The sequence below is a fragment of the Lentzea sp. NPDC058436 genome (genome assembly GCF_042721515.1).
Classification (GTDB): Bacteria; Actinomycetota; Actinomycetes; order Mycobacteriales; family Pseudonocardiaceae; genus Lentzea.
On the sequence record NZ_JBHXLF010000006.1, the window covers coordinates 158155 to 183599 of the forward strand.

Consider the following 25445-nt stretch of genomic DNA (forward strand, 5'->3'; position numbering starts at 1 on the left):
TCCCGCCTTCCCGCAGCTTCCCCGCTTTCCCCGCCTTCCTCGCGCTCCCCCGCCTTCCTTTCCTCTACTGCTCCTCTACTGCGGGAACAGCGAGCTGTAGGCGTTCAGCGCCGGCTGGCCGCCGAGGTGCGCGTAGAGCACCGTGGAGTCGCGGCCGATCTCCCCCGACGACACGAGGTGGATGAGCCCCGCCAGCGACTTCCCCTCGTAGACCGGGTCCGTGATCATGCCTTCGAGGCTCGCGCCCAGGCGCATGGCGTCCACGGTGGACTCGTCGGCGATGCCGTAGGTGCCGGCGTGGAAGCGGTCGTCTAGGAGGATGTCCTCTTCGGACACCGTGACCTCGCGGAGCTTGGCGGTGTTGTGCGCGATGCGGGTGATCTGGTCGAGGGTCTCGGCCGGCTTGGCGGAGGCGTCGATGCCCAGCACGCGGCGGCCGGTGTCGTTCGCGAAGCCGGCGACCATGCCCGCCTGGGTGCTGCCGGTGACCGAGCAGACGATGATCGTGTCGAAGAAGACGCCGAGCTGGGACTCCTGCAGGCGGACCTCGTCGGCCCAGTTCGCGAAGCCCATGCCGCCCAGCGGGTGGTCGGAGGCGCCGGCGGGGATCGGGTAGGGCTTGCCGCCGTTGGCGCGGACCTCCTCGATCGCCTGTTCCCAGGCCGGTTTGACGCCGATGCCGAACTCGGCGCTCACCAGGCGGACGTCGGCTCCCATCATGCGGCTGAGCAGGATGTTGCCGACGCGGTCGCTGCCCACGTCGGCCCAGTCGACCCAGCTCTCCTGCACCAGCACGGCCTTGAGGCCAGCCCTGGCCGCGGCGGCCGCCACCTGGCGGGTGTGGTTGGACTGGATCCCGCCGATCGACACGAGGGTGTCGCAGCCGGTGGCCAGCGCGTCGGCGACCAGGTACTCGAGCTTGCGGGTCTTGTTGCCGCCGTAGGCGAGGCCGGAGTTGCAGTCCTCGCGCTTGGCCCAGACCGCGGCGCCGCCGAGGTGGGTGGTGAGGCGGTCGAGGCGGTGAACCGGTGACGGTCCGAAGAGCAGCGGGAATCTGTTCACAGTTCCTCCTTCAGGGTGCTCCAGTTCTCGTCGACCAGGAGGGTCGCCTGCGCGGCGTCGCCCTTCTCGCAGGCCTCGATGATCTGCTGGTGCTGGGTGACGGAGTGGCGGGCGTTCGGCGACGAGAACCGGCTGTGCTCGGCCCTGCGCACCAGCGGGGTGAAGCGGTCGATGGTCGCGGCGATCGCGAAGTTGCCGCAGCGGTGGACGGCCACGGCGTGGAACTCGTCGTCGGCGGCCAGCGCGGCGACGGCGTCGTTGGCGTCGAGCGCCTTCTTGAAGGCCTTGTTCGCGGCGCGCATCGACGCGATGTCCTCGGCCGACATCTGCGGCGCGGCGATGCCGGCGGCGAGGGCGTGCATGGACTGCACGACGACGAGGGCGTCGCGCACGGGCTCGGCTTCCAGCGCGGTGACACGGGTGTAGGCGTGCGGCTTGGTCTCGACCAGGCCCTCTTCCGTCAGCGTCGCGAGCGCCTCGCGCACCGGGGTACGGGACAGGCCGAGCCGCTCCGCCAGTTCGACGTCCTTGATGGGCGTGCCCGGTTCGAGGTCGCCGCGCACGATCGCCGACCGGATCTCGGCCGCGGCCCGCTCCTTCAGTGACCCATATCCAATATATTGCATATTGGCGAGCGTAGGGGCGAGGTCGGGTGATCGCAACCGTCCACGAACGAAAACGGCCTGCTCGACAGCGTCGAGCAGGCCGGAAGTTCAGCTATGAGATCAGGTGACCGGCAGCGTGCGGCCGAGGACCGCGAACGGGCGTGGGTCGCCGGTGAACTGGTAGTGCCGCAGCACGTCCACGAAGCCGACGCGGCGGTAGAGCTTCCACGCCTTGCTCGGACCCTCGGGCGTGGACAGCAGCACGCGGGAGGACGGCACGCCCTCCATGAGCCCGCGCAGCAGGTCCTCACCGAGCCCACGGCCCTGCGCGCGCGGCAGCACGTGCAGTTCGGTCAGCTCGAAGTAGTCGGTGAGCCACTCGTCGACGACGGTGGGCGGCGACACCTGCATCAGCCCGCGCCGCACCTGCTCGTGCCACCACTGGCCGGCCGCGCCGCGGTAGCCGTAGCCGATGCCGACGAGCTCGTCCTGCTCCCCCAGCGCGACGACGCAGCGCCAGTCCTCACGCATCATGTGCGCGAGCCACATGGGCGCGCGCTGCTCGACGGTGGCGGGCGGGTAGTTCATGGCCGTCACGTACAGCGCGAGCGCCTCGCCCAGCCGCTCGTTCAGTTCCGGGGCCGTCATCTCGACGATGCGCTCCAGGCGCGGCGCGGCCGTCATGACGCCACCGCCGCGACGCGTCCGCCCGTCAGCGCCACCAGGTCTGCGAAGGTCGTGGGGTACACGGCGTGCGGATGGCCCGCGGCCGCCCAGATCTCCTCGTACCCGGACAGCGACTCGTCCACGACGGTCTCGATCGGCGCCGGGTGCCCGACCGGGGACACACCGCCGATGACCTGGCCCGTGTGCTCGCGGACGAACTCGGGGTCGGCGCGCTTGACCGCGTCCGCGCCCACCAGTTCGGCGATCAGCGACGTGTCGGCGCGGTGCGCGCCCGACGTCAGCACCAGCAGCGGGGCCGCCTCGCCGTCGCGCACGGCGGCGAAGACCAGGCTGTTCGCGATCGCGCCGACCTGCACGCCCACCGCCTGCGCCGCGGCCGCCGCGGTCCGCACCGCGTCCGGCAGCACGACGATGCGCGCGGCGGTGGCGGGCGGCAAGGCCTCCGCGACCTTGCGGATTCCGGGGTGTTCGAGCGAGCTCACGTCTCCATCAGACCACGACTCGCGCCCACGTGGTGGGGCGGGTTGAGGAATCCATCGGGCGGGAGCTACGCTAGCGGGGACTCGAACACGTGTTCGAGTCTCACCATGCCTCGGAGGTGGGGTGGGGGAAGCACCCCACCTCCGAGAGCCGCCGGCTTCCCCTCGGCGGTGACGTCGTTCACCGACGCCACGAGGAGGCCGAGATGACAGCCGATCTTTCGAATCCGGCAGCCTTCCCCGTCCCCATCCCGAGTCCGCTGCCACCCGCGTCCGCGCTCGCCCTGCTGCGGCAGGCGCGGGACTCGCTCGCCGAGGCGGAGCGCACACCCGAGCCACCGGAGCGGTTCGCGACCGCCTACCTCGCCGCGTTGCGCGCCGCCGCCGCGGTGCTCGCCCTGCGCGGACGGCCCCATCGCGGGCGGTCGAGGCCGACCAGCGCGTGGGTGCTGCTCGGCGCGATCGCGCCGGAGATGAGTGAGTGGGCCGCCTTCTTCGCGTCGTGGTCGTCCACAAGGGCCGCTGTGCTCGCGGGGATCACCAGGCACGTCAACGCGCGCACGGCAGACGACCTGGTGCGCCAGACCCATCTGTTCGTGACGCTCGTCGACCGCGTGATGAGCGAGGCGAGGCGGTGAACCTGCTCGACGTACTGCGCCGTGAGGCGGACCTGCTCGCCATGTCCGCGATCGGCCAGCCACCGCACAAAGGCGTGCCCGCCTGTCCCGGGCTGAACCTCGGGGAGACCGTGCGGCACGTCGGCGGTGGCTATCGCGGCGCGCTGGCCTGGATCAGGCTCGGCCGCGAACCGGAAGCCGGGGAGTGGAAGGACTACCCGGCGCCGGACGAGGACCCGCTCGCGTTCATGAGGTCGGGCGCGGAGGCCGTGATCGCGGAGCTCGAAGCGCACGACGAGGACGAGCCGTGCGCCACGTGGTGGCCCGACCGGCAGGACTTCGGGTTCTGGCGGCGCAGGCTCGCGCACGAGACGACGGTGCACCGCATGGACGTGCAGGGCGCCGCGGGCATGGAGGTCGGTGCCGTCGACGACGAGATCGCGGTCGACGGCGTCGACGAGGTGCTCACGTTGTGGCTGGGGCACAAGCTCGACGTGCTCGGGGTGCGGGGGTCGCGGGACAGCCTCGTCGCCATCCAGGTCGAGGACCACCTGTGGCTCACGCGCTGCGGCCCGCACGGCGCGTCGGCGTGGCGCGTGGTCGACCCGGAGGACGCGCACGCCGCCGACGCGCAGGTGTCGGCGAGCCCGATGACGATGTACCGCTGGCTGTGGGGACGGCTGCCCGACCGCATGGTCACGACCGTCGGCGACGACGACGCGATCGCGCAGCTGTGGGCCCTACTCCGTCTCGCGACCAAGTAGGACGGACGTGGTCTCCTCGCCCGTCGCCGACAACAACCGGTAGCGGGCGAGGCGGCCGTCGACGTCCAGCAACGCGATGGAGTTCCCGAAGTGCGGGCCGCTGGTCTTGCGCCAGTGCACCAGGTCCTGCGGCACACCGGCCATCGTCGCGAGGCGTCGGAAGATCTTCGACGCCACGCGCGACCACGAGAACCGGAACGCCGGCCGCAGCACCTTCGGCGCCTCGTTGTGGATGGGCGAGCACACGAGCTGCGCGACCACCGCCTTGGTGGGCGTGGGGAACTCGGCCTCGGCGACGTAGCTGTGGTGGACGTCGCCGGACAGCACGCACACCGTCGCGGCGCCGTTGTTGCCCGCCTTCTCGATCATGCGCGAGAGCCGGTCGAACGACTCGCGGAACGCGGGCCAGTGCTCCAGGTCGACCGCCTGCCGGATGCCCTCGGCGGCCTTGCCCTGCCAGCCCGGCTTGTTCGCGCCGATCTCGTTGAGGGACTGGAAGTGGCTGAGCGCGTGCGGCATCAGCCACGGCAGTGACGAGCCGATCAGCAGGTGGTCGTACTCGTCGGCCTGCTCGACGTTCTGCTCGATCCAGTCGAACTCGGCGTCGTTGATCATCTGCCGCTTGCCCTCTTCGAGGATGCGGCCGGAGCGCGTGTCGACCATGAGCAGCCGGATGCGGCCGAACTCGCGGCGGAAGCTCCACCACGTCGACTTGCTGCCCGCGGTCTCCCTGTCCGCCGCCTCGGCGAACTCCAGCAGCATCGGCAGCACGTCCGTGCCCTGCGCCTTCACCTTGGCGTACAAGGAGTTCTTGGCGAGCTCGGCCGGGCTGAGGTTGCCCAGGTGCTGGTAGACCCAGTACGACGAGATGGCGCCGCGGATCCTGTCGCGCCACCACGGCTTCTCCGCCATCTCCGCGCGCCACACCGCGGAGGTGTTCCAGTCGTCGCGCACGTCGTGGTCGTCGAAGATCATCGCCGTCGGCACGACCGACAGCAGCCAGCGGATCTCCGGGTCGCCCCAGGTCTCGTGGTAGAGCCGGGCGTACTCGCCGAAGTGGACGACCTCGCCGTCGGGCTCGTCCGTGTCCTTCCTGCGGTCGCGCAGCCACTCCTTGGTGGACTCGGTGGGTTCGTCGGCGTAGACCTGGTCTCCCAGCAGGATCATCGCCTGCGGCCACTCCTCCTCCGGGACGGCCATGAGCCGTTGCGCGAAGGCGTCGAGCGCGTCGGGGCCGAGCGGCTGGTCCGGGGCGGCGCGGCACGACCCGAAGGCGATCCGGCGGACCTGACCGGTGCGGATCACCGGTGTCGGGAAACGGCTGCCGGGTTCCGGCCAGACCTTCTCGCCGTCGAGTTCGACGTCGTATTCCGTGCGGGGGCCCAGGTTCTCGAGCCGCACGAGCGCGTAGTGCTGGTTGCCGGCCTGGAACGTGCGCGCCGTGTTCCCGGCGATCTTCACCTCGCAGGAGGCGTCCGTCTCGACCCACAACGTCGCGGACGTGTCGTCGACATACCTGAGGAGAGGTCCGAGCACCAGCTTCGCCACGCGCGAGACAGTACCCTCGCACGGGTGGAAATCACGTTCGAGTCGGCAGATCCCCCGGCGCTGGCCGCGTTCTGGTCCGAGTTCGCCGGCGACGAGATCGAGCTGACGTTCGTGTGGAGCGACGCCCCGAAGATCGAGAAGAACCGGGTCCACGTCGACCTGGCCTCGACTTCGCCCGAGCACCAGGCCGACATCGTCGCGCGGGCCTTGAAGCTCGGCGCCGAGCACGCCGACGTCGGCCAGACCGACGTGCCGTGGGTGGTGCTGCGCGACCCGCAGGGCAACGAGTTCTGCGTCCTCGAACCCCGCCCCGAGTACCCAGGTGTGATCGCGGCCGTCGTCGTCGACTCGCGTGACCCGCTGGAGTCGGCCCGCGCGACCGGGCACCCGGTGGTGCGCGGCGACGAGCGGTTCGCGTCGGTCCGCCCCGAACCGGGACCGTGGCTCGAGTTCGTGCGGACCGACGACCCCGAGCCGATCACGCACCGCGTGCGCGTCCGGTGGGCCGATCCGGCGTGACCGCCCGACGGCGGCCACGCCACTGATATCCGATATATCAGCTGCCCGATATATCAGCTGTCTGGCATATCAGCCTGGGGATCAGAGGGCGGCAAGCCGCTCGCGCAGGGTGTCGAGACCCATCGCGCCCATCTCCAGCGCCTCCTTGTGGAAGCGCTTGAGGTCGAAGTCGGCGCCCTTGCGGGCCCGCGCGTCCTCACGGGCGGCGAGCCACAGGCGCTCGCCGATCTTGTACGACGGCGCCTGGCCCGGCCAGCCGAGGTAGCGGTCGATCTCGTCGTGGACGTGCGCGGCCTCGGACAGCGTGCGGGTCAGCATGAACTCGAGGCCGAGCTCGGGGGTCCAGCGCTCGCCGGGGTGGAAGCCGGTGCCGGCCGGGATCTCCAGCTCCAGGTGCATGCCGATGTCGATGATCACGCGGGCCGCGCGGAACAGGTGCGCGTCGAGCATGCCGAGCAGGTCGCCGTCGTCCTCGAGGTAGCCGAGCTCGCGCATGAGGCGTTCCGCGTAGAGCGCCCAGCCCTCGCCGTGGCCCGACACCCAGCACATGAGGCTCTGGAAGTCGTTCAAGGTCCCCGACTGGTGCACGGCCGTGGCGCACTGGAGGTGATGGCCCGGCACGCCCTCGTGGTAGACCGTCGAGGTCTCGCGCCACGTCGGGAACACCGACTTGCCCTCGGCGATCGACCACCACATGCGGCCGGGGCGGGAGAAGTCCGCGGTCGGCGGCGTGTAGTAGGCACCGACGGCACCACCGGGCGGGGCGATCCTGCACTCGAGGTTCATGAGCGCGTCCGGCAGGTCGAAGTGCACGTCGCGCAGGTCGAGCAGGGCCTTGTCGGACAGTTCCTGCATCCACGCCTGCAGGCCGTCCTGGCCGTGCACGTGGTAGCGCGGGTTCTCGTCGAGGAACGCCGCGGTCTCCTTCAGCGAGGCGCCCGGCCTGAGCCGCCCCGCGATCTCCTTCATCTCGGCCTCGATGCCGAGGAACTCCTCCCAGCCCCACGCGTAGGCCTCGGCCAGGTCGAGCTTCGAACCGGTGAAGTAGCGCGAGCCGAGGCGGTAGCGCTCCTCGCCGACCGCGTCCTTCTCCGGTGCCTGCGGAGCCAGGGTCGTGCGCAGGAACGACGCGAAGTCCGCGTACGCGGCGGAAGCGGCGGCGGCACCGGTGTCGAGAGAGGAACGCACGGAGCCGTCGACGTCGGCGGACGCGACGAACGGGCCGAAGAACGTCGTGGCGAACGTGTCGCACTGCTTGGCGACCTTGGTGACCTGACGCAGCGCGGAGACGTTGCCGCGGGAGGCCGCGTGCGAGAGAGAAGCGCGCAGGCCGTCCAGAGCGGCGGGCACGGCGGCGAGGCGGCTGCCGATCGTGGCCCACTGCTCGGGCGTGTCGGTCGGCATCTGGTCGAAGATGTCGCGCACGGACTGGATCGGGCTCGCGATGACGTTCAGCGAGGACTCGGTCTCCCCCGCCTCGTACAGCTCGTGTTCGAGGCCCGTGCGTTCCAGGAAGACGGCGCGCGCCGCCTCCTCCGAGGCATCCGCGGGCTGCGCGGCGGTGATGGCGGCGAGAGCGCGGACGGCAAGTTCGTCGCGCGCCGCGTGCCCTTCCGGCGAGAGGTCGGTCAGCTTGTCGTCGGCTCCCGGGAAGCCGAGACTGGTCGCGACGATGGGGTCCAGCGCGACGTAGTCGCGGACGAAGTTGTTGCTGATGTCGTGCACGGATGCCATGTTTCGTGACGCTACCTCGCGCTTCTCGGCGCCAAAAGGTAGTTAGTCAAGCTCACGACCTTCGGAGGGGACCTGCGTCGTCCGGGCCGTGCTGGCAGGATGTCCGCCGTGCGTCGTTCCCGGGCACTTCTGCTGCCGGTCTTCTTGCTGCTCACCCTGTTCTCGCTGAGCGGCTGCGTTCGCGTCTACGCCGCCATGGCCGTCTCGGAGGACGACAGAATCTCCGGCGAGATCGTCGCGGCCACACCGCCGACGCAGGACAACGACCCTGGCCCGCAGCTCAAGGTGCCGCCGGAGCTGGAGAGCCGCGTCACCACCAAGCCGTACCGGGTGGAGTCGTACGCGGGCACGCAGCTGTTCTTCAACGGCCTGACGTTCGACGAGATGCGGACGCTGTCGATGGCCACGAGCTCGTCGAACAGCCGCTACAGCCTCAACTTCCGCCGGTCGGGTGATCTTGTCACGCTGTCGGGGTCGGTCGACCTGACCCAGGTTCCGGTGGAACGCGCGGACATCCAGATCAAGGTCAGCTTCCCCGGCCAGATCGTGAACAGCAACGGCCGCGAGGAGGAGAACAACACGATCGCGTGGTCTCCGAAGCCCGGTCAGGCGTCGATGCTGCAGGCCACCGTGCAGTACGCGGGCGAGAACTCCCAGTCGTTCTTCGGCTGGGCGCTGCTGGTCGCCGGGCTCACCGGCGGTGCCGCGCTGATCGTCGTCGTGCTCGCCCTCATCGCGCACAAACGCAGTGCACTTGCTTAGGACAGGGCCTAGGCGCGGGTGACCAGACCCAGGCGCCCCAGCACTTCCCGCGTCGCCTTCGCCCTGTTCATCGTGTAGAAGTGCAGCGCGGGAACGCCCTCGTCGAGCAGCCGCTGACACATCTCGGTCGCGATGTCGATGCCGGTCGCCCGGAACCCCGCGACGTCGTCCGCGTACGGCTCCAGCCTGCGCGAGACGTCGAGCGGCAGGTCGGCACCGGACAGCTCCACGATCTTGGACAGGCCGCGCGGCGACAGCATCGGCATGATCCCCGGCAGGATCGCCGCGGGACAGCCCGCCTCCGCCACCCGGTCGCGCATCCGCAGGAACGGCTCCGGCGCGTGGAACAGCTGGGCCACCGCGTAGTCCGCGCCCGCGTTGAGCTTGCGCAGCAGGTACTTCAGGTCCGTGTCGAGGTCGCCGGAGCGCGGGTGCCCGTACGGGAACGCCGCCACGCCGACGCAGAAGTCGCCGAGCTCGCGGACCAGCCGCACCAGCTCGTCGGCGTAACTGAGGCCCTCGGGGTGCGCGACCCACTCGCCCATCGGGTCGCCGGGAGGGTCGCCGCGCAGCGCCAGGACGTTGCGCACGCCGATCGCCGCGTACCAGCCGATGACGTTGCGCAGCTCCGCCACCGAGTGCTCGACGGCGGTGAGGTGCGCGACGGGCAGCAGCGTCGTCTCCTGCGCGATGCGGCCCGTGGCGCGGATCGTGCGGTCGCGGCGCGACCCGCCGGCGCCGTAGGTGATCGACACGAACGCCGGGTCGAGGCCCTCCAGCTCGCGGACGGCCCTCCAGAGGATCTTCTCGTCCTCCGCGTCCCGGGGTGGCAGGAACTCCACCGAGAACTTGGGCGACTCACCCTGGAGCCGTTCGACCACCGACGTCATGGGGCCAAGCCTAGTGGTAGGTCCGCCAGGTGGGACACGCGCTCACCATGTGGTACGGATGCCCCGACATGCGGGTGGCCCCGGACACAGCGGACCATGGACGTGTGTCCCACCACCCGATCGACGTCGCCCTGCCCCAGCACGTCGAAGAAGCTCTGACCGCTTATCTGGCCTCCCGGCGCGCGTCCGGCGAGGCGATGGACCCGAGTTTCGCGAGCGCGGTCGACGCGCTCTCCGACTTCGTGCTGGGCGGGGGCAAGCGCATCCGCCCGACCTACGCGTGGTGGGGCTGGCGCGCGGCCGGGGGTGACCCCGACGGCGAGCTCGCGGACGAGGTGCTCACGGCGGTCAGCTCGCTGGAGCTGATCCAGGCGTGCGCGTTGATCCACGACGACCTGATGGACGCCTCGTCGGTGCGCAGGGGCAAGCCGACCGTGCACATCGCGTTCGGCGCGCGGCACCGCGAGCAGGGCTGGCTGGGCTCGTCGGAGCGGTTCGGCATGTCGGCGGCCGTGCTGATCGGCGACGTCGCGCTGGCGTGGGCGGACGACATGCTCTTCGCCGCCGGGCTGCCGCCGGAGGTGCTGCGGCGGATGAGCGAGCCGTGGCGGGACATGCGCACCGAGATGCTCGCGGGCCAGTACCTCGACGTGCTGACGCAGGCGCGGGGCGACTCGTCCACCGACGCCGCGCTGCGCATCGACCGGCTCAAGACCGCCGCCTACACCGTCGAACGACCGCTGCACATGGGCGCGGCGATGGCGGGCGGCTCCCCCGAGCTCATCGGCGGGCTGCGCGCGTTCGGCGCCGACATCGGCGTCGCGTTCCAGCTGCGCGACGACCTGCTCGGCGTGTTCGGCGACCCCGAGGTCACCGGCAAGCCTGCGGGTGACGACCTCGCCGAGGGCAAGCGCACGCTGCTCGTGGCGCTGGGAATGCAGTTCGGCGCCGATATATTGGATATCGCCCTCGGCAAGCCCGACCTCGACCTCGACACCGTCGAGGAGGTCCGCCGCACGCTCGTGAAGGTCGGCGCCGTCGACGCCGTCGAGGAGCGCATCGAGGAGCTGACGAAGAGCGCGCTGGCCGCTCTCGACGCCGCCCCCGTGGCCGAGCCGGCCGCCACCAAGCTCGCCGACCTCGCGATCAGCTCGACGAAGCGGACCTTCTGAAGTCGATCATCACGCCGGTCGTGACCGCGAGCCCCGCTCCGGGCGCCACTCCCGGTTCCTGAGAGTTGGTTAACTCCTCGTCACCGTGTGGCCCGTTGCCTGCTGACGCTTCCGCGCCTTGTGCAACGATGTTCGGGCGATGTCAGCAACTCCGTCCCTCCCCCGCACGAGCTCCGAGGCGTCGATACAGGAGCTTCAACCAGTCGTGCGCGCGAACACCTACGCCATCCCCATCCGCACGACCATGCTCGGTCTGCTGGGCGTGGCGCTGATCGCGCTCGGGGGCATGGGCGCTGGCGCGATCCTCGAACGCGACCCGCTGCTCGCCCAGGTGGGCCTGAGCTGGCTGCGCTACGGCCACGGCCGCGACCTCGCGAGCATGGTCCTGTACCTGGGGCTGGGCCTCGTCATCTGGGCGTGGATCCGGCTCGGCCGCCTCGTGCGGTGGGGCGAGATCGGCGACTTCGCGGTGCTGGTCGCGGTGACGGTCTGGACGTTGCCGCTGCTGTTCGCACCACCGCTGTTCAGCAAGGACATCTACAGCTACCTGGCACAGGGCCAGCTCGCGCTGAGCGGCTACGACCCGTACACGGTCGGGCCCGCCGTCCTGCAGAGCACGCTGTCCGAGAACGTCAGCTGGGTGTGGCAGCACACGCCGGCGCCGTACGGGCCGTTGTTCATCCTGGTCGCCAAGGCGATCGTGTGGATCACGGACGCGAGCGTCATCCTCGGCGTCGTCGCCATGCGCTTCTCCCTCGCGGGCGGGCTGGTGCTGCTGTGCTGGGCGCTGCCCGGCCTGAGCAGGCACCTGGGCGGCAAGTCGGCGATCGCGTTGTGGCTGGTCGCGGCGAACCCGCTGGTGCTGATCCACCTGATCGGCGGGGCGCACAACGACCTGCTGATGGTCGGGCTGATGGCGGCCGGTGTGCTGCTGGTGCTCGACCGCAGGCACGTGCTCGGGTTCGTGCTGCTCGCCCTCGCGTTCTCGGTGAAGGCGACGGCGGTCGTGGTCGTTCCGTTCCTCGTCTGGATCTGGGCTGCGCGCCTGGACGGCGACAAGCGCGCCCAGTTCCGCAAGGCGCTGCTGCCGGGCCTCGCCGCGTTCCTCGGGACGTTCGCCGTGTGCACCGTGGTCGCCGGGGTGAACCTCGGCTGGATCCCGGCGCTGCGCAGCTCGTCGATGATCATCAACTGGCTGTCGGTGCCGAGCGCGGTCGGCGACTTCGTGCGCATGATCGTGAACTGGTTCGTCTACGTCGACGGCGGCATCTTCATCGGCGTCGCGCGGGCCCTGGGCTCCGTGGTGCTGATCTGGATCGCGTACACGCAGTGGTGGGCGTCGCGTGACGGCGAGGTGCGCGACGCTATCCGGCGTGGCGCGCTGACGATGCTGGCCGTGGCGCTGCTGTCACCCGCCACGCTGCCCTGGTACTTCAGCTGGCCGCTGGCGCTCGCCGCCGGGTTCGCGTGGAGCACGGCCGGTCTGGTCACGATGACGGTCGCGTCGCTGTTCCTGCTGCTGGTGACGTTCCCGAACGGCGACACGGCGCTGTACTCGTGGGGCTACCTGTTCTTCGCGCTGCTGGTGTCGGCACTCGCGGCGCGGTCGCTGGTGAAGCCGGACCCGTTCGGCCTGTCCTCCCGCTACGAATGAGCCCCGCCACAGTGGACCTGGGCTCCGCCTATGCCGCCTGCCGCCGGGTGAACGCCCGGTACGGGCGGACGTTCTTCCTCGCGACGACACTGCTGCGGCCTGATCAGCGGCCTGCGGTGCACGCGCTGTACGCGTTCGCGCGGTGGGCCGACGAGATCGTCGACGCGGCCGGGGTGACCGACCGGGCGGGTGAGCTAGACCGGCTGGAACGGCTCCTGGAGAAGGCGCCGTCGAACCCGATCCTGCACGCGCTGGCGGACACGATGCGCCGCTACGACATCGACAGGGCGCTGTTCGCCGACTTCCTCGCGTCGATGCGGATGGACCTCGACGTCACCGAGTACGCGGACCTCGACGCGCTCGGCGTCTACGTGCACGGCTCGGCGGAGGTCATCGGGCTGCAGATGCTGCCGGTGCTCGGCACCGTCGTGCCCCGCGAGGAGGCCGCACCGCACGCGGCCCGGCTCGGGGTGGCGTTCCAGCTCACGAACTTCCTGCGCGACGTCGGCGAGGACCTCGACCGCGGCCGCGTGTACCTGCCGCAGGACGTCCTCGGCGCGCACGGCGTCGACCGCGACCTCCTGCTGTGGTGCCGGCGTCATCGTCGCGCGGACGACCGGGTGCGGCGGGTGCTCGACGACCTCGTCGCGCACTCATATGCGATATATCAGTCGGCGGAACCGGGCATCGGGATGCTGTCGCCGGCGTCCAGGCCCTGTGTGCGGACCGCATACACGCTGTATCGCGACATCCTCGGGCTCGTCGGCTGCGAGGTGCTGTGGCGGCGTGTGGCCGTGCCGAACGCACGGCGGCTCGCCGTCGCGGTGCCCGGCGCCGGCCGGGCGCTCCTGGCACGCGTGACGACACGGGCGACGGCCCACCGGACGCCCTCGCGGAGGTCCCGCGGGACGTCTTCAGGGATGTCGGGGTGAGCCCCGCCTTAGGGACGCGGAGGGGTTCCCGCCGGACGGGTTCCGGCCGGGAGGTTTCCGCGCTCGCAGGTTCCGGGCTCGCAGGTTCCGGACGCCTCTCACCTGCGGAGACGCCCGGAACCGCTGCTGTCGAGGTCTCAGAAACCCATGGCCTGTGCGCGTCGCTTTACCTCACGCCCACGGTCTCCGCGCAATGCTTCGATCGGAGTGCCAGGGAGGCTTTCGTCCTCCGTGAAGAGCCAGCGCAGAATCTCCTCCGTGGAGAAGTTCTGGTCGCGCAGCACCGTGATGGTGCCGGGAAGACCCTTCACCACGGTTCCGGCGGCGAGGAACGCCTCGGGAACGACGAGAACGCCGTTCCGCCGCTCGGCGAGCAGTTGCCCGTCGCGCAGCATCTGGTGGACCCGGGTGACCGGAAGTCCCATTCGGTCGGCTACCTCGGGGAGAGGAAGAACCTCCAGGTCGGCAGCCAGTACATCCGCAGCGGCAGGAATCGCACTCACAGGGGTCACGATGCCATAACCGAACTGGGAACGCCCTTCCGCCAACCGGGTCATGCTGAGCTTTACCATCTCGCACTGTGGAGAGGTCGGTTTCGAACGTGATGGGTGGACTGCTGGAGCAGCGCTACCGGGTGGACGCCGTGCTCGCGCGTGGCGGCATGTCCACCGTCTATCGAGGTCGTGACACCCGCCTCGATCGCGATGTCGCCATCAAGGTGATGGATCCTCACCTGACCGCCGACCCCGCGTTCGTGGCGCGCTTCGAGCGCGAGGCGCGGGCGGCGGCCCAGTTGCATCACCCGGCCGTGGTGTCCGTGCACGACCAAGGCGTCGACGGTGACCAGGTGTACCTGGTGATGGAGCTGATCGACGGTGGCAACCTCCGTGACCTGCTCAACCAGCGCGGCAAGCTCGCTCCCGCCGTCGCGTTGAGCGTTCTCGGCCCGGTGCTGTCGGCGTTGGGCGCCGCTCACCGCGCCGGGCTCGTGCACAGGGACGTGAAGCCGGAGAACGTGCTGATCGGGCCTGGTGGCCAGGTGAAGGTGGCGGACTTCGGGCTGGCCCGCGCGATCGGCGGGAACGGCGTCACGAGCGACAGCGAGATCCTGGGCACCGTCGCCTATCTGTCACCCGAACAGGTGGAGTCGGGCACGGCGGACGCGCGCAGTGACGTCTACTCGGCCGGCATCGTGCTCTACGAGATGCTGGCGGGTCAGGCGCCCTACCGCGGCGAGACGCCCATCTCGGTGGCCTACCAGCACGTGAACTCGGACGTCCCGTCGGTGCCGGACATCCCGCTGGCGCTCGACACGCTGGTGCGCAAGGCGACGAGACGCGACCCGGTGCTGCGGCCCGCGAACGCCGACGCGTTCCTGGCCGAACTGGAGCGCGTGGGCTCGGAGGTGGGCCTCACGCCGCAGCCGGTGCCCGTTCCCGGTTCGGCGCCCGAGAACGACAGGACGGTCATCATGCGACCGGTTCCCGTCGCCGTCGGCGCCACTCCCCCGTCGGCCGCCGAGCTGACCAGGCCCGTCGTGCCGAAGCCGCCTCTCAACTCGGCGGCGATGACGACGGTCAACACCGGCCCGCCCACGCCTCCTCCCGGCATCCCCGCCTCGGCGACGCGCACGATGCAGCGGCCGGAGCGGCCGCGCCGCCGTCCCGCGCAGAAGCGGAAGACCGAGGCCGAGAAGCTCGAGGAGGAGCGCAGGCGGCGCAAGAAGCTCTTCACCATCTGGGGTTCCGTGGTCGGTGTGGTGGCGGTCCTCGTCGGCGTGTTCGCCTGGTACGTGGGCGCCAACCGCTACACGGAGATGCCCGCGGTGGTGGGCCAGTCCGAGCAGAACGCCCAGGTGCTGCTCTCCCAGGCGAACCTCACCGGCCTGGTCGAGAAGGTGCCGTCCAACGACGTCCCCAACGGCACGGTCATCAGCGCCGACACCGCTCCCGGCTCGGAGCTGCTCAAGAACCAGCAGATCAAGCTCGTCGTGTCCCGGGGCAAGCCGGTGGTGCCGTTCATCACCGCCGGCACCGAGGAGGCCGTGGCGACCAAGGAGATCACGGCCGCGGGCCTGAAGGTGACCAAGGACGCCTCGAAGGACGCGTTCCACGACACGGTGCCCATCGGCAAGGTCGTGGGCATCGACCCGCGTCCCGGTACGGCGCTCAACATCGACTCGCCCGTCACCCTCATCATGAGCAAGGGGCCGCCGCCGCGGCTGCCGGTGCCGAACGTGGCCGGCAAGACGAAGAACGAGGCGGACGCCGAACTGCAGCGCGCCGGTCTGGAGCCGGTCGACGCGGGAGGCGACGAGGCCCCGGAGAACGGCAACTCGCGCGTGGTGCGGACGGACCCGCCTGCCGGCACGGTGCTGGACCCGACCCAGAACAAGAAGGTCACGGTCTTCTACCAGAACAACAGCGAGGTCGAGGTGCCCGACGTCTCCCGCAAGAAGGTGCGCGAGGCGAAGGAGGAGCTCGAACGGGCCGGCCTGAAGGTGAAGGTCGAGTTCAACAAGAGCGGCAACGCGACCGTCGTGAACCAGTCGATCCCGCCGCGCCAGCGGGTGAGGCGAGGTACCGAGATCACGATCGTCGGCCTCTGACCAGGGCAAAGCGAAGGGCCCCGCGTTCTCGACGCGGGGCCGTTCGTTCTTCAGCCGGTCTTCAGGAAACTTACGAGCGCAGCATCTCGGCGACGAGGAACGCGAGCTCCAGCGACTGCTGCGTGTTCAGGCGCGGGTCGCACGCCGTCTCGTAGCGGCCCGCCAGGTCGTCGTCCGAGATCTCCTGGGCGCCGCCGAGGCACTCGGTGACGTCCTCGCCCGTGAGCTCGATGTGGATGCCACCGGGGTGCGTGCCGAGGCGGCGGTGCACCTCGAAGAAGCCCTGGACCTCGTCGACGATGCGGTCGAAGTGCCGGGTCTTGTAGCCGGTCGACGACTCGTGCGTGTTGCCGTGCATCGGGTCGCACTGCCAGATGACCTTGTGGCCGCTGGCCTCGACCTTCTCGATGATGGCGGGCAGCACGTCGCGCACCTTCTGGTTGCCCATGCGCGAGATGAGCGTCAGGCGGCCGGGACGGTTGTGCGGGTCGAGGCGCTCGACGTACTCGACGGCCATCTCCGGCGTCGTCGTCGGGCCGATCTTGAGACCGATCGGGTTCGACAGCATCTCGGCGAACGCGATGTGCGCGCCGTCGAGCTGGCGGGTGCGCTCACCAATCCACACGAAGTGCGACGACAGGTCGTAGAGCCGGGGCTCGTCGCCCGTCGTGTCGAGGCGGAGCAGCGCGCGCTCGTAGTCGAGGAGCAGCGCCTCGTGCGAGGCGAAGATCTCCGTGCCGTGCAGCGACTGGTCGTTCACGCCGCACGCGGACATGAACTTGAGGCCGCGGTCGATCTCGCCGGCCAGTGCCTCGTAGCGCTCACCGGCGGGCGAGGTGCGCACGAAGTCGCGGTTCCAGTCGTGCACGCGGTGCAGATCGGCGAGACCCGCGCCGGTGAGGGCGCGCAGCAGGTTCATGGCCGCGCCGGCGTTCGCGTAGGCGCGGATCATGCGACCGGGGTCGGCGACACGGGCTTCCGGCGTCGCGACCAGGGAGTTGATGATGTCGCCGCGGTAGGACGGCAGGCCGAGGGCGTCGATGCCCGACGAGCGCGGCTTGGCGTACTGGCCGGCGATGCGGCCGACCTTCACCACGGGAAGGCTGGCGCCGTAGGTCAGCACCACGGCCATCTGCAGCAGGGTCCGGATGTTCGCGCGGATGTGCGGCTCGGTGTTGTCAGCGAACGTCTCCGCGCAGTCACCGCCCTGCAGGAGAAATGCCTCACCGTTCGCGACCTGCGCCAGTTGCGTGTGCAGCCGGTCGATCTCGGCGGGCACGGTGATCGGCGGCACGCTCTCGAGCACGGTCCGCACGCGACGCACCTGTTCGGCGTCGGGCCATTCGGGCTGCTGGGCAGCCGGGCGCGACAGGGCGTCGTCCAGGCGCTTGCGCATCTCGGGAGGCAGCGGCGGAAGCTCGGGAAGCGTGTCGATGGGCACGTCCACGGTCCAGTTCACGCTGCTCATCCTAGTTGTCCCACACTGAGAGACCGGGCCGGGCCTGTCAGCGGTTCCAGGGGTGCGGACCAGGCGTCATCCGGCCTAGCGAGCGTTACCCCTGGGCGAGTGAAGTCTGTTACTTGTCAACTATCACCCTCTGCCGTGATGAGAGGGCGCACTGCATGATGTGGGCCATGGACGCCACCCGATTGGATGACGGCACCGCGACCCGGCTGCTGGGCATCGCGATCGACAACATCCAGCGCGACCACCCGGTCCACTGGACGCACGTGATCGACGGAGACCACCGGCTCCTGCCGCAGCGGGTGCTGCACCCGGTGTTCGCCGGGTCGTTCGACTGGCACTCGTGCGTGCACCAGACGTGGCTCGCCGTTCGCCTGCTGCGGCTGCGCCCCTCCCTCACGGGAGCGGACACGGCCCGCAACGCCCTGGACAAGCTCGTCACGCCCGACAACTGCGCCGTCGAGGCGGAGTTCTTCGCCTCCCCCGTCGGACGCTACTGGGAGCGCCCGTACGGGTGGGCGTGGCTGCTGCTGCTCGACGCCGAGCTGCGCACCTCCGACCTGCCGTGGTCGGTGGCGCCCATCGCGGACGTGCTGCGCGACCGGTGGCTGGAGTGGGTCTCGGTCGCGCGCCTGCCGATCCGCACCGGCACGCACAGCAACACCGCGTTCGCCACCAGCCTCGTGTTCGACGCGGCGCAGGCGACCGGCGACACCGAACTGGCCTCCGCGTGCGCCGAGGCGGCACTGCGGTGGCACCGCGGCGAGGCCGGCTACGGCGGCTTCGAACCGGACGCCGCCGACTTCCTGTCGCCCGCGCTGACGACGGCCGACCTGATGCGCCGCGCCCTGGAGCCCGCCGAGTTCGCCGACTGGCTCGACGCCTACCTGCCGGACCTCGAGTCCGAACGGTGGCGCGTGCTGCGCGAGCCGTTCCCGGTCGACGACCCCAGCGACCCCTACGGCTCGCACCTGGCCGGGCTCGCGCTGTCGCGCGCCTGGAACTGGGAGGCGATCGCGGAGGCGCTTCCGGACGGGCACCGGTACGCGTCGCTGGCGCGGACGGCGTCGGCGGCGCACCGCGAGGCCGGGTGGACCTACGTGTTCGGCGGGCACGGGTACATGGCCGACCACTGGCTCGGGACGTTCGGCGCGTACCTCGACGTGAAGGCCTTCTGACCGGCCGCGAAGCGTTTGCGGCCGGAACGACGCGCCACTGATATATCGGATATCAGTGGCCGGTCGTCAGGCTCGCGCGGCGGACCAGGGTGAGCGCGATGCCCGTCGCCGCCGCGTGCACGGACGCGGCGTGCGCGCGGGGGTCGAACCGCGTGGTCGGCCCGGCGACGCTGACCGCCGCCACCGCGGTGCCGTCGTGCCCCAGCACCGGTGACGCCACGCAGGCCAGGCCGACCCGGGACTCCTCGAACTCGTAGGCGATGCCGGTCTGCCGGACCTTCGTCAGCTGGAGCCGGAGCATGCCGGGCGTGACGGCGGTGCGCGGGGTCAGGCGGGCCAGCGGAGAACCCAGCACGTCGCTCCTCAGCGTCGTCGGCGCGTGGGCCAGCAGGGCCTTGCCGATCGCGGTGGCGTGCAGCGGCATGCGGCCGCCGAGGCGGGACGGGGAGGACGCCTGGCGGTGGCCGCCGATCTTGACGGCGTAGACGACCTCGTGACCTTCGAGGAGTCCGAGGTGGACGGTCTCGTGGGTGCGCTCGTAGAGGTCTTCGAGGAACGGGGTGGAGACCTCGACCAGGCGGCGTTCCACCGACGCGCGGATGCCCAGCTGGAACAGGTGGCTGCCCAGGCGGTACCCGCGCCGGCCGCGGTCCAGGAGCCGCACCTCGGCCAGCTCGCCCAGCAGGCGGTGCAGCGTGGCCTTGGGCAGGCCGGTGCGCCTGCCCAGTTCCGCGAAGCCCAGCTCGTCGTCGTCGGGACCGTAGGCGTGCAGCACCGACATCACCTTGCCCAGCAGGGTGTTCGGCACGTCGGTCATGACCCGATCGTGCCACCGGGTTCCGCTCAGCGGAACTCGAAGGTCCCCTGGGAACCGGGAACACCGTCACGATGTGGGCATGAACGAAGTTCGAGTCGCAGCAGAGCGCCTGGCCACGGCGGCGCGGGACAAGATCACGTGCGCGCCCGTGCGGGACGTCATCGGCGACACCGAGGCGTACGCGGTCCAGCAGCACAACATCGCCGCGCGCGTCGCGGAAGGCGCGAAACCGGTCGGCCGCAAGATCGGTCTCACCGCGCCCGCGGTGCGCAGGCAGCTCGGCGTGGACCAGCCGGACTTCGGAGTGCTGCTCGACGACATGGCGTTCAAGGACGGCGACGTGCTGCCGACCGAACGCCTGCTGCAGCCGAAGGTCGAGGCCGAGGTGGCGTTCGTGCTGGCGGAGGACCTCACCGAGGGCCCGTTCGACGAGCGGAAGGTCGCGGCGGCGGTCGCGTACGCCCAGGCGTCGCTGGAGATCGTGGACAGCCGGATCGAGGGCTGGAACATCACCTTCGCCGACACCGTCGCGGACAACGCCTCCTCCGCGCTCTACGTGCTCGGCACCGAGCGCAAGGAGCTGTCCGAGGTCACGCCGCGCGAGGTGACCGGGGTGCTGTCCGTCAACGGCGAGGAGCGCTCGACCGGCACCGGCGCCGACTGCATGGGCGACCCGCTGACCGCCCTCGCCTGGCTCGCCGAGACCGCCGTGCGCCTGGGCGACCCGCTCAGGGCGGGTGACGTCGTGCTCAGCGGCGCGCTCGGTCCCATGGTGCCGGTGAGCGCGGGCGACGAGGTCGAGGCGACCATCACCGGTCTGGGCACGGTCCGGGCCACGTTCGCGAAGGAGGCGTGATGAAGGTCGCGATCATCGGGTCGGGCAACATCGGCACCGACCTCGTCATCAAGGTGCTCAAGCGCTCCTCGGTGCTGGAGGTGGCGGCGCTGGTCGGCATCGACCCCGAGTCGGACGGCCTCGCGAAGGCCCGCGGGCTCGGGGTCGCGACCACCTCGGACGGCATCGAGGGCCTCGTCGCCCTGCCCGGGTTCGACGAGATCGAGATCGTCTTCGACGCGACCTCCGCGGGCGCGCACGCCAAGCACGCGGAGGTCCTCGCGGCGCACGGCAAGAAGGTCATCGACCTCACGCCGGCGGCGATCGGGCCGATGGTGGTGCCGACGGTCAACCTCGACGAGCACCTCGACGCCCCGAACGTCAACATGGTCACCTGCGGCGGTCAGGCCACGATCCCGATCGTCGCCGCGATCAACGCCGTCACCCCCGTGCCGTACGCGGAGATCGTCGCGTCGATCTCGTCGCGCAGCGCGGGTCCCGGCACCAGGGCGAACATCGACGAGTTCACCGAGACGACCGCGCAGGCCATCGCGGACGTGGGCGGCGCGAAGCGGGGCAAGGCCGTCATCGTGCTCAACCCTGCCGACCCGCCCATCACCATGCGCGACACGGTCCTCGCGCTCGTCAACGCGCCGGATCCCGCGACGCACCAGGAGATCCGCGAGTCCGTCGAGCGGATGGTCGGCCAGGTCTGCGCCTACGTCCCCGGCTACCGGCTCAAGCAGACCGTGCAGATCGACCCGGTCGACCAGCCGGCCACCCTCACCGAGGAACCGGTGACGCACCAGGTCACGGTGCTGCTGGAGGTCGAGGGCGCGGCCGACTACCTGCCTGCCTACGCGGGCAATCTGGACATCATGACCAGCGCGGCCGTCCGGGTCGCCGAGACCATGGCGAAGGCGGTGGTGCGCGCGTGAAGCTCTACATCCAGGACGTGACGCTCAGGGACGGCATGCACGCCCTGCGGCACCGCATCGACCCCAAGAAGGTCGCCGAGATCGCGAAGGCGCTGGACCAGGCCGGCGTCGACGCCGTCGAGGTGTCGCACGGCGACGGCCTGAGCGGCGGCTCGCTCGTCTACGGCCCCGGCAGCCACACCGACTGGGAGTGGATCGAGGCAGCCGCCGGTGCGTTGACGGGGGCGAAGCTCACGACGCTGCTGCTGCCGGGCATCGGCACGCTCCACGACCTCAAGCGCGCTCACGACCTCGGTGTGAAGTCGGTGCGCATCGCCACGCACTGCACCGAGGCCGACATCTCGGCGCAGCACATCGCCGGCGCGCGCGACCTCGGCATGGACGTGTCCGGGTTCCTGATGATGAGCCACCTCGCCGAGCCGCAGGAGCTCGCACGTCAGGCGAAGCTGATGGAGTCCTACGGCGCGAACTGCGTCTACGTGACGGACTCCGGCGGTCGCCTGCTCCCCCACGACGTCCGCGACCGGATCCGCGCCTACCGGGACGTTCTCGACGAGCGAACCGAAATAGGCATTCACGCTCATGAGAACCTCTCACTGGCGGTGGCGAACTCCATCACCGCCGTCGAGGAGGGCGCGACCCGCGTCGACGCCTCCCTGGCCGGACTCGGCGCGGGAGCGGGCAACTGCCCGATCGAGCCGTTCGTCGCCGTCGCGAACCTCCAGGAGTGGCAGCACAACGCCGACCTGTTCGCGCTCCAGGACGCCGCCGACGACCTGGTCCGCCCGCTCATGGACCGCCCGGTCCGGGTCGACCGCGAGAGCCTGACCCTGGGCTACGCGGGCGTCTACGGCTCGTTCCTGCGCCACGCCGACACGGCCGCGCAACGCACCGGCGCCGACGTCCGCACCCTCCTCCTGGAAGCGGGACGCCGGCGCCTGGTGGGCGGTCAGGAGGACATGCTCACCGACATCGCCCTGGACCTCACGCGTTAGAGGGCCTCACACGGGGAACGTGGTTCCGATGCCCATGCCCGTGATCCACTCGGGCACGGGCTCGTAGCTCGTCCACACCAGGGGCAGGCCGACGGCGACCTGCCCGATCAGCCAGCAGCGGATCTCGTGCCCGCCGCTGCCGGCGTTGTCCTCCAGCGCCTCGTGCCCGAGGGAGGCGATCTCCCCGGCCTCGCCCGCCACCAGCCGGTCGAGGAACCACTCGTCCCACACCGCGTTGACGCGGGCGTCCGGGTTGCCGCCCATGGCCTTCACCCGAGGCTCGCGCGCGGCGGCGAACTCGTGGACGTAGGCCCTGCCCCTGATCAACGACTCGCGCCGCTCCCCCACCACCGAGGGATCGCGCGGGTCGTTGGACGGCAACCAGTGCGACAGCCCGCCGCTCGCCACGACCAGGACCCGGCCGGGGAACGCCGAGGACCGCAGCGCGGCACCCAGCGCACGTCCCATCTCCACGCAGCGGTCCAGCGACGGCAACGGCGGCGCGGCCGTGTTGACCACCAGCGGCACCAAGGGAAGCGTCGTGCCGCCGGTGATCATCTCGTAGCTCTGCACGATGCCGTGGTCGACGGTCAGCGAGTACGACAGCGACACGTCGAACCCGGCGTCGGCCAGGCCGCCCTGGGCCGCCCACGCCAGCGTCCGCTCCACCGGCAACGGCCCGGAGCTGCTGCCGAAGTCGCCGAACCCCACCGCCTCCTCGACGCCGAGCACGAACGGCGGCATCACGTCGTAGAAGTTGGCGTGGAAGTGGTCCGGCCCGATGACGACGATCGCGTCCGGTTCGAGCTTCTCCACGGCCAGCCGCACCCGGTCCGCGTCCCGCAGGAACACCGAGCCCGGCCCGGCACCGTCCGGCGGCAGCAGGGTCGCGAACGGGCTGTGCGACATCCCGGCGAATCCGACGATCTCGGCCATCAGGACGGGTCCTTTCCGTGCAGCAACCACGCGCGGTGCGTGTCGAGGAACTCGGAGACCTTCTCCCACTGGGGCCAGTGCCCGGCGTCGTCGATGACGTGCAGCCGCGCGTCCGGCAGCCACCCGAGCAGCAGGTCGGCCTCGTCCAGCCCGCCCGTCGGGTCGTGGCTGGTCCACAGCAACAACGTCGGCGCCGCGACCTTCCCCACCCACGCCGGGTCCCACGCGAAGTCCTTGCGCACCACCGGGTCCTGCAGCACGAGCGTGTTGGTGATCGCCTGCACGAACCCCGGCCGCGAGTACACCTGGCGGCGCAGGTTCACCAGCTCGTCGGTGACCATCTCCTTGTGGTGGAACAGGAACTCGACCCGCCGCCGCACGGTCTCCTCGCTCGGGTCGAGCACCGCGGCCATCGTGCTGTCCCGCATGCGTTGCATGACCTCGGGCTTGTTCGCGATGTTGCCGGGGGTGTTCAGCACCAGCCGGTCGACGCGCTCGGGGTAGTGCGCGGCCACCCACGCGGCCACCCAGCCGCCCAGCGACTCACCGGACAGGTGGGCGCGCTCGACGCCCAGGACGTCCAGCAGCCCGACCAGGTGCTCGGACAGCACGTCGGTCGTGTACGGCAGGTCGGGCAGGTCGGACCAGCCGTGGCCGATCATGTCGTAGGCGGTGACGTGGAAGTCCTCCGCCAGCCCCGCGATGTCGCGCGAGTAGGCCTCCAGGTGGCCGCCGGTGCCGTGCAGCAGCACGAGTTCCGGGCCGGAACCGGCCTGCAGGATCCTGGTCCGCACGGTGTGGCCGCGCACCGGGACGTCGACGTGCCGCACGGTGTGGTCCACATGCGACAGTTCGCCCCAGATGCTGACGTGTTCGGGAATCACTGGTCCTCCCCAGAAGAATCGAGCCCAGATGTCGTGTCGAAACGGGCGCGGGCCTCGTCGAAGGTCGCGAGGCCGGCGCTCTGCCTGCGGGCGAGCCCGAAGAGGGCCAGCAGCCGGGAGTTCTCGATCGTGAGGAACTCGACGGGGTGCTCGATGGAGTCGTTGTAGTGGCGGTGCCACGTCCACGGCGGGGTGTAGACGAACGAGCCGGTCGTCCACGACACCGTCTCGTACTTCTCCGGTTCCCCGTCCTGGATCTCGCTGTGGCCCTCGCCGGAGATCACGAAGTGCACGGTCTCGTGGTAGTGCCGCTGCATGTCCGAGCTCTCGCCCGGCGGGATCACCTGCCGGAACAGCTCGAACGTCGACGTCGGCAGCTTCCCCGCGATCCGCAGCGTCGTCGGGTTCGGGACGGCGCCCGGCGGGATCGTCTCCAGCTCGTCGTCGTGCACGACCAGCGGCCGCGCGCCGTCCGGCCGCACGGCGTGCGTGAGCGCCCCGAGGAAGTCGGTCATGGCGAAGTCGGGTCCTGAGGTGGCCAACGTGATCGTCCCTCTCAAACTGGAAACTCGGTGCGGCCGCCGTCGACGGTCAGCACGGTGCCGTTGACGTACGAGGCCTGCGGTGAGGCCAGGAACGCCACGGCGGCGGCGATCTCTCCCGGATCCGCGGACCGCAGGGCCGGGATGTCCGCGAGGTCGGCGGCCGCGGCGGTGTCGTAGTCGACGCCCGCCGCCTCCGCCCTGCGGCGCAGCACCTCCTGCCGCCGGGGCGTCAGGGTCGCGCCGGGGGCGACGCAGTTGACCGTGACGCCGTCCGCCGCGAACTGCCGCGACGCGAGCTTCATCGCCGACGTCACGGCCGCGCGCAGCACCGTGGACGACGCGAGGCCGGGCTGCGGCTGCCGCACGGCCGTCGACGTGATCGCCACGACCCGCCCGAACCCGCGCGCGGCCATCGGCGGCAGCGCCTCCCGCAGCAGCGCGAGCGGACCCAGCAGCAACAGGTCGAGGTCGCGGTGCCACTGGGCGTCCGTGACCTGGAGGATCCCTCCTGGCGACGGACCGCCCGCGTTCACCACCAGCACGTCGAGCGACCCGAACCGGTCGACGACCTCGTCCACGACCGCGGCGGCCTCACCCGGATCGGCCAGGTCGCAGACCACGTGGTCCGCGCCGAGCCCCGCGGCCGTCTCCTTGAGCGTGGCTTCGGTCCGTCCGGCGAGCACGACCCTGTGCCCGCTCCCGACGAGCGCCGCGGCCGTCGCCGCACCGATTCCCCCGGCGCCGCCCCCGACGAGCGCGACCCGCGTGGTGTTTGCGTCCATGAGCTCCTACAGTCGCCGTGTGCGAATGGTTGACCAA

At 70.7% G+C, this 25445-nt stretch carries 26 protein-coding genes; 12 read left to right on the forward strand and 14 right to left on the reverse strand.

The window, feature by feature from the left end:
- Nucleotides 1-75 precede the first annotated feature (75 nt).
- From ACFWN2_RS24170 to ACFWN2_RS24185, 4 genes are all read right to left on the reverse strand, one after another.
- The gene (locus ACFWN2_RS24170) at nt 76-1062 is read right to left on the reverse strand and encodes a 1-aminocyclopropane-1-carboxylate deaminase (RefSeq protein ID WP_382430847.1); all 987 of its coding nucleotides are present in this window, start codon (nt 1060-1062) and stop codon (nt 76-78) included.
- Entirely contained in the window at nt 1059-1688 is a 630-nt protein-coding gene (locus tag ACFWN2_RS24175; RefSeq protein WP_382430849.1) for a GntR family transcriptional regulator, read from the reverse strand. Before ACFWN2_RS24175 ends, ACFWN2_RS24170 begins: the two co-directional genes overlap by 4 nt.
- A gap of 99 nt (nt 1689-1787) precedes the next feature.
- Nucleotides 1788-2351 (reverse strand): GNAT family N-acetyltransferase, encoded by a 564-nt coding sequence (locus ACFWN2_RS24180; RefSeq protein WP_382430851.1) that lies wholly within the window; start codon nt 2349-2351, stop codon nt 1788-1790.
- Complete coding sequence (locus ACFWN2_RS24185) at nt 2348-2836, reverse strand: YbaK/EbsC family protein (RefSeq protein WP_382430853.1); 489 nt, start codon at nt 2834-2836, stop codon at nt 2348-2350. Before ACFWN2_RS24185 ends, ACFWN2_RS24180 begins: the two co-directional genes overlap by 4 nt.
- 203 nt (nt 2837-3039) lie before the next feature.
- Here ACFWN2_RS24185 and ACFWN2_RS24190 point away from each other — a divergent pair, with 203 nt between their 5' ends.
- Both ACFWN2_RS24190 and ACFWN2_RS24195 read left to right on the forward strand, forming a co-directional pair.
- Nucleotides 3040-3471 carry an SAV_6107 family HEPN domain-containing protein gene (locus ACFWN2_RS24190; protein ID WP_382430855.1) on the forward strand — a complete coding sequence of 144 codons (432 nt, stop codon included), beginning with the start codon at nt 3040-3042 and terminating at the stop codon, nt 3469-3471.
- The gene (locus tag ACFWN2_RS24195) at nt 3468-4214 is read left to right on the forward strand and encodes a maleylpyruvate isomerase N-terminal domain-containing protein (protein WP_382430857.1); all 747 of its coding nucleotides are present in this window, start codon (nt 3468-3470) and stop codon (nt 4212-4214) included. The genes ACFWN2_RS24190 and ACFWN2_RS24195 overlap by 4 nt, the downstream gene beginning before the upstream one ends.
- On the opposite strand, the gene ACFWN2_RS24200 is transcribed toward ACFWN2_RS24195, so the two are convergent.
- Nucleotides 4191-5762, reverse strand: a complete 1572-nt coding sequence (locus ACFWN2_RS24200) for an alkaline phosphatase D family protein (protein WP_382430859.1) — start codon at nt 5760-5762, stop codon at nt 4191-4193. The two genes, ACFWN2_RS24195 and ACFWN2_RS24200, sit on opposite strands and share 24 nt — an antisense overlap.
- A gap of 24 nt (nt 5763-5786) precedes the next feature.
- Here ACFWN2_RS24200 and ACFWN2_RS24205 point away from each other — a divergent pair, with 24 nt between their 5' ends.
- Entirely contained in the window at nt 5787-6281 is a 495-nt protein-coding gene (locus tag ACFWN2_RS24205) for a VOC family protein (RefSeq protein WP_382430861.1), read from the forward strand.
- Nucleotides 6282-6362: 81 nt separating this feature from the next.
- Here the strand turns inward: ACFWN2_RS24205 and ACFWN2_RS24210 are convergent, their stop codons facing one another.
- The gene (locus ACFWN2_RS24210) at nt 6363-8015 is read right to left on the reverse strand and encodes a DUF885 domain-containing protein (RefSeq protein ID WP_382430863.1); all 1653 of its coding nucleotides are present in this window, start codon (nt 8013-8015) and stop codon (nt 6363-6365) included.
- Nucleotides 8016-8114: 99 nt separating this feature from the next.
- On the opposite strand from ACFWN2_RS24210, the gene ACFWN2_RS24215 reads away from it, so the two are divergent.
- Nucleotides 8115-8777, forward strand: coding sequence for a DUF3153 domain-containing protein (locus tag ACFWN2_RS24215; RefSeq protein WP_382430865.1), 663 nt, complete (start codon nt 8115-8117; stop codon nt 8775-8777).
- A gap of 8 nt (nt 8778-8785) precedes the next feature.
- On the opposite strand, the gene ACFWN2_RS24220 is transcribed toward ACFWN2_RS24215, so the two are convergent.
- Nucleotides 8786-9667 carry a methylenetetrahydrofolate reductase gene (locus ACFWN2_RS24220; protein ID WP_382430867.1) on the reverse strand — a complete coding sequence of 294 codons (882 nt, stop codon included), beginning with the start codon at nt 9665-9667 and terminating at the stop codon, nt 8786-8788.
- Nucleotides 9668-9735: 68 nt separating this feature from the next.
- Here ACFWN2_RS24220 and ACFWN2_RS24225 point away from each other — a divergent pair, with 68 nt between their 5' ends.
- The 3 genes from ACFWN2_RS24225 (at nt 9736) to ACFWN2_RS24235 (ending at nt 13425) form a co-directional block, all read left to right on the forward strand.
- Nucleotides 9736-10839 (forward strand): polyprenyl synthetase family protein, encoded by a 1104-nt coding sequence (locus ACFWN2_RS24225; protein ID WP_382430869.1) that lies wholly within the window; start codon nt 9736-9738, stop codon nt 10837-10839.
- Nucleotides 10840-11044: 205 nt separating this feature from the next.
- Nucleotides 11045-12493 carry a polyprenol phosphomannose-dependent alpha 1,6 mannosyltransferase MptB gene (mptB, locus tag ACFWN2_RS24230; RefSeq protein ID WP_382430871.1) on the forward strand — a complete coding sequence of 483 codons (1449 nt, stop codon included), beginning with the start codon at nt 11045-11047 and terminating at the stop codon, nt 12491-12493.
- Entirely contained in the window at nt 12490-13425 is a 936-nt protein-coding gene (locus tag ACFWN2_RS24235) for a phytoene/squalene synthase family protein (RefSeq protein ID WP_382430873.1), read from the forward strand. The genes mptB and ACFWN2_RS24235 overlap by 4 nt, the downstream gene beginning before the upstream one ends.
- Before the next feature lie 137 nt (nt 13426-13562).
- Here ACFWN2_RS24235 and ACFWN2_RS24240 read toward each other — a convergent pair whose 3' ends face one another.
- The gene (locus ACFWN2_RS24240; protein ID WP_245786571.1) at nt 13563-13928 is read right to left on the reverse strand and encodes an Rv2175c family DNA-binding protein; all 366 of its coding nucleotides are present in this window, start codon (nt 13926-13928) and stop codon (nt 13563-13565) included.
- Between the two features lie 77 nt (nt 13929-14005).
- Between ACFWN2_RS24240 and pknB the strand changes: the two genes are divergently transcribed.
- Nucleotides 14006-16033 carry a Stk1 family PASTA domain-containing Ser/Thr kinase gene (gene pknB / locus ACFWN2_RS24245; RefSeq protein ID WP_382430875.1) on the forward strand — a complete coding sequence of 676 codons (2028 nt, stop codon included), beginning with the start codon at nt 14006-14008 and terminating at the stop codon, nt 16031-16033.
- 70 nt (nt 16034-16103) lie between these two features.
- Here pknB and ACFWN2_RS24250 read toward each other — a convergent pair whose 3' ends face one another.
- A complete protein-coding gene (locus ACFWN2_RS24250) occupies nt 16104-17492 on the reverse strand; it encodes a class II 3-deoxy-7-phosphoheptulonate synthase (protein ID WP_382430877.1) in 1389 nt (462 codons plus the stop codon).
- Nucleotides 17493-17668: 176 nt separating this feature from the next.
- Between ACFWN2_RS24250 and ACFWN2_RS24255 the strand changes: the two genes are divergently transcribed.
- Nucleotides 17669-18676: a DUF2891 domain-containing protein gene (locus ACFWN2_RS24255; protein WP_382430879.1), complete on the forward strand. Its 1008-nt coding sequence runs from the start codon at nt 17669-17671 to the stop codon at nt 18674-18676.
- Between the two features lie 52 nt (nt 18677-18728).
- Here the strand turns inward: ACFWN2_RS24255 and ACFWN2_RS24260 are convergent, their stop codons facing one another.
- Entirely contained in the window at nt 18729-19493 is a 765-nt protein-coding gene (locus ACFWN2_RS24260) for an IclR family transcriptional regulator (RefSeq protein ID WP_382430881.1), read from the reverse strand.
- A gap of 79 nt (nt 19494-19572) precedes the next feature.
- Here ACFWN2_RS24260 and ACFWN2_RS24265 point away from each other — a divergent pair, with 79 nt between their 5' ends.
- Genes ACFWN2_RS24265 through dmpG form a run of 3 tightly spaced genes read left to right on the forward strand, consistent with a single transcriptional unit; the run spans nt 19573 to nt 22261 of the window.
- Nucleotides 19573-20349, forward strand: a complete 777-nt coding sequence (locus tag ACFWN2_RS24265) for a 2-keto-4-pentenoate hydratase (RefSeq protein WP_382430883.1) — start codon at nt 19573-19575, stop codon at nt 20347-20349.
- Nucleotides 20349-21266 carry an acetaldehyde dehydrogenase (acetylating) gene (locus ACFWN2_RS24270; protein WP_382430885.1) on the forward strand — a complete coding sequence of 306 codons (918 nt, stop codon included), beginning with the start codon at nt 20349-20351 and terminating at the stop codon, nt 21264-21266. The genes ACFWN2_RS24265 and ACFWN2_RS24270 overlap by 1 nt, the downstream gene beginning before the upstream one ends.
- Nucleotides 21263-22261, forward strand: coding sequence for a 4-hydroxy-2-oxovalerate aldolase (gene dmpG / locus ACFWN2_RS24275; protein ID WP_382430887.1), 999 nt, complete (start codon nt 21263-21265; stop codon nt 22259-22261). The genes ACFWN2_RS24270 and dmpG overlap by 4 nt, the downstream gene beginning before the upstream one ends.
- 6 nt (nt 22262-22267) lie before the next feature.
- Here the strand turns inward: dmpG and ACFWN2_RS24280 are convergent, their stop codons facing one another.
- From ACFWN2_RS24280 to ACFWN2_RS24295, 4 genes are read right to left on the reverse strand one after another with little or no spacing between them, the layout of a single operon-like run.
- Nucleotides 22268-23197 carry a 2,3-dihydroxyphenylpropionate 1,2-dioxygenase gene (locus tag ACFWN2_RS24280; protein WP_382430889.1) on the reverse strand — a complete coding sequence of 310 codons (930 nt, stop codon included), beginning with the start codon at nt 23195-23197 and terminating at the stop codon, nt 22268-22270.
- Nucleotides 23197-24081, reverse strand: a complete 885-nt coding sequence (locus ACFWN2_RS24285; RefSeq protein ID WP_382430891.1) for an alpha/beta fold hydrolase — start codon at nt 24079-24081, stop codon at nt 23197-23199. Before ACFWN2_RS24285 ends, ACFWN2_RS24280 begins: the two co-directional genes overlap by 1 nt.
- Complete coding sequence (locus ACFWN2_RS24290) at nt 24078-24623, reverse strand: cupin domain-containing protein (protein ID WP_382430893.1); 546 nt, start codon at nt 24621-24623, stop codon at nt 24078-24080. Before ACFWN2_RS24290 ends, ACFWN2_RS24285 begins: the two co-directional genes overlap by 4 nt.
- 14 nt (nt 24624-24637) lie before the next feature.
- Nucleotides 24638-25408: an SDR family oxidoreductase gene (locus ACFWN2_RS24295; protein ID WP_382430895.1), complete on the reverse strand. Its 771-nt coding sequence runs from the start codon at nt 25406-25408 to the stop codon at nt 24638-24640.
- Nucleotides 25409-25445: the final 37 nt, after the last annotated feature.